Annotated in this window: 3 protein-coding genes and 2 pseudogenes; all 5 read left to right on the top strand. The window is 43.6% G+C overall.

The genetic code is table 11. The annotated features are described in order from the left end of the window. Positions 1–439, top strand: a pseudogene (locus O9334_RS23090) (RNA-guided endonuclease InsQ/TnpB family protein); the annotation flags it as partial. Positions 440–523: 84 nt separating this feature from the next. Continuing rightward, positions 524–706, top strand: coding sequence for a zinc ribbon domain-containing protein (locus tag O9334_RS23085; RefSeq protein WP_049897974.1), 183 nt, complete (start codon positions 524–526; stop codon positions 704–706). 233 nt (positions 707–939) lie between these two features. Continuing rightward, positions 940–1,803, top strand: coding sequence for a cyanophycinase (locus O9334_RS03935; protein ID WP_045360776.1), 864 nt, complete (start codon positions 940–942; stop codon positions 1,801–1,803). 89 nt (positions 1,804–1,892) lie between these two features. Further along, positions 1,893–2,318, top strand: a complete 426-nt coding sequence (locus tag O9334_RS03930) for a YggT family protein (protein WP_045360778.1) — start codon at positions 1,893–1,895, stop codon at positions 2,316–2,318. A gap of 102 nt (positions 2,319–2,420) precedes the next feature. Then, a pseudogene (locus tag O9334_RS03925) lies at positions 2,421–2,962 on the top strand (transposase); the annotation flags it as partial. Positions 2,963–3,107 lie beyond the last annotated feature (145 nt).

Here is a 3,107-nt window from a genome sequence, read left to right as displayed (position 1 = left end):
CGGATGTGAACCAAGTACAGTAACGGTCAGATTACATCCTTCTGGACGTTGGCATATCTCAATAAGATTTGATGACCCAACGATTAAGCCTCTACCAGTAACAGATAAAGCCATTGGAATTGACTTAGGAATTAGTAGCCTAGTAATTACCAGCGACGGCGATAAAGTATCTAATCCTAAGCATTTTAAGAAACATTATCAGAGGTGGCGAAAGGCACAAAAAAGTCTTTCTCGAAAACAGAAAGGCTCAAAGAATCGAGAAAAGGCAAGAATCAAAGTAGCCAGGATTCACGCTCAAATCACCGATAGCAGAAAAGACCATTTACACAAGCTAACCACTCAATTAGTTCGTGAAAATCAAACGATTGTGGTTGAGAATTTAGCCGTCAAGAATATGGTCAAAAACCCGCAATTATCTCAGGCAATATCTGACGTTAGTTGCCCCCCCTTGCCCCCCCGCCCCCCCCGAGGTCGGGGGGGCAGGGGGGGTGGGGGGTTGGGGGGGGCGACAATTAGCCTATAAATGCCGTTAAGTGTCCGAGAATGGGAGTGTCCTGAATGTGGAACTTGCCATGACAGGGATGTTAACGCCAGTAAAAACATTTTGGCCGCAGGGCTTGCGGTATCAGTCTGGGTCGCGAGTGTCAGACCCGAACAGAGTAAGTCTGTGAAGGCAACTGCTAAGAAGCAGAAACCTAGATCGTGAGGTCTAGGAATCACCGTCCCTTTTAGGGCGGTGAGGATGTCAATCCCACCCCCTAAATCCCCCTTAAGGGGGAATTCTATCGTCTCCCCTGAAAGGGGAGATAAGAGAGGGGTGGGGACTGAGGGGGGTGGGGGCTGGTTTGCTCAACCGAACGGTATTGGGTAGGGGAGGTGTGAACGATTATAATTTAATTTTATGTTGTTGTGCTGTTTAGTTATTCAAGGAGTTTTTGTATGGAATCCACAAAAGAGCGAGGGCAATTAGTCATCATTGGTGGAGCAGAAGACAAAGAAGGAGATTGTAAAATCTTGCGAGAGTTTGTTCGCTGTGCTGGCGGGACTAAAGCTAAAATTGCCGTGTTAACGGCGGCAACAAGCGAGCCTCGTTCGGCTGGAGAAAACTATACCCGAGTGTTTGAGCGACTCGGTGTCGAGGATGTGCGTGTCCTCGATACCATTCACAGGGAAGATGCCGACGATCCAGAAAACCTGAAAATCATTGAGGAAGCCACAGGAGCGTTTTTTACCGGGGGAGATCAAGCCCTAATCATTGAACACATCAAGGGAACTCAGCTAGATACCTTACTTCACCAACGCAATCGGGAGGGAATGGTGGTAGGTGGGACAAGTGCCGGTGCTGCCATCATGCCCGATCTGATGATTATTGAAGGAGACTCCGAAACCAACCCACGCATGGACGCGATAGAGATGGGTCCGGGAATGGGATTTCTGCACTCAGTTGTAATCGATCAGCATTTTGCCCAGCGCGGACGGCTAGGTCGCCTGATTTCCGCTCTCTTACAGCAGCCAGCTAACTTAGGCTTTGGCATTGACGAAGATACAGCAGTAATTGTGGACGGTGACGAATTTAAAGTGGTGGGGCGTGGGGCTGTAACAGTTGTCGATGAATCAGAAGCAACTTATGATAATTTAGACGAACTGCTCAAAGATGAAGCGATGGCAGTGTGTGGAGTCAGGTTGCACATCTTACCTCAAGGATTCCGCTTTAACTTGAAAACTCGCAAGCCCGTTTTCTCTCGATCAATAGAGTTAAAGGATAGCAATCCTAAAAAGGAGGCAGAAGTTGAAAGGGAGTAGGTCGGAGGGAACAATCAGTGGTGGCTTGTACCCGCCACTGATTGGAGAATTTATTTAAATCAGAAAAATATTGACTCTGAGGTCTAAGAATGAATCACGATCGGGATGATGAAACCAATCTTGAGCGGCGACAAGAACTGCTACATGATGAAGAGGCTTTCCGACTTCATCAAGAGGAGAAACGCCTGCGAACTGCCAGACGAAGTAATACCTTAAATTGGATAATTAATAGCATTTTCGGGCTGGCAGGAATAGTGCAAATACTACTGGTAATGAGGTTCTTGCTGCGTTTGTTTGGTGCGAACCCACAAAATCAATTTGCTCAGTTGATTAATCATCTATCTGCACCTTTCATTGCGCCATTTTCCACCTTATTCATTAGTCCTGCTTCATCTGGTGGAGCAAACATATTTGATGTTAATATTGTGATTGCGATCGTAGCCTATGCTCTCTTGAGCTATACTTTGCACGGTTATAACTGGCATTTTTTACTCAAAGACAATAATATAGTTTAAGAGTCATAAGTAGTCGTGCAAAATTAATTTCCTAGTGAAGATAGGCACTCTTGCAAGAGGCACTCTTGCCTCGTCTCAACAAGCAATTTAAATGCGCGGGCAGCTTACAAAGAAAAAAAGCTAGAACCCAGACTAAATGAGGCGAAAGAAGCTCGTTTTTGTTTGGTGTTTTGAGAGACTTTTCGTTAAGTCCCCGACCAGGTGTAAACGCTTTAATGTTTGAGGAGCCTTAAATGGGATAACTCATGAAGTTATTCTGGTAACATATGACACTTATATTACGGCAACTCAAGTCTGTGAACTTCTTAAAAAATACCTAGTTTAGGAATAACTATTTCCATCATCTAGTATTAGATAATGCTTGTTATCAAAAAGGTGATTTTGTTGATAAATTTGCTCTTTCTTGGTCAATATATTTACTCTATTTGCTGCTTTATTTGCCTAATATAAATCTAATTAAAAGGTTGTGAAAATTTGTCAAAAATAAATGTTTGTATGGTAAATATTATGAAAAATTTTCTGACTTTTCTTCAACTATTTATGGATGTCTGAATGATGCCCATCTGAAACATAAAAAAGAACTGGATTCCTTGCTCACTCTACGATTTCAGAAGTTTAATAAATCTCAGATTATGAACGTCTAAAGTATAAGTAGTCGTGCAAAATTAATTTCCTAGTCGAGACAGGAGACGGTCGTCAGGAGACGGTCGTCAGGAGACGGGGACTCCGGGACAGCTATCAGGGATCAGATTTGAATTTTTAGTTCACTGTTTACTGGTCACAGCAAAA

It is taken from the genome of Microcystis sp. LE19-8.1F, assembly GCF_027531715.1.
GTDB classification, from domain to species: domain Bacteria; phylum Cyanobacteriota; class Cyanobacteriia; order Cyanobacteriales; family Microcystaceae; genus Microcystis; species Microcystis wesenbergii_A.
Note: the sequence above shows the minus strand (reverse complement) of the source record. Positions and strands in the feature narration are given on the sequence as shown.

Bases quoted from the DNA above. Each gene is read 5' to 3' on its own strand.
- O9334_RS03930 (WP_045360778.1), top strand. From the start codon at position 1,893: ATGAATCACGATCGGGATGATGAAACCAATCTTGAGCGGCGACAAGAA.
- O9334_RS23085 (WP_049897974.1), top strand. From the start codon at position 524: ATGCCGTTAAGTGTCCGAGAATGGGAGTGTCCTGAATGTGGAACTTGC.
- O9334_RS03935 (WP_045360776.1), top strand. From the start codon at position 940: ATGGAATCCACAAAAGAGCGAGGGCAATTAGTCATCATTGGTGGAGCA.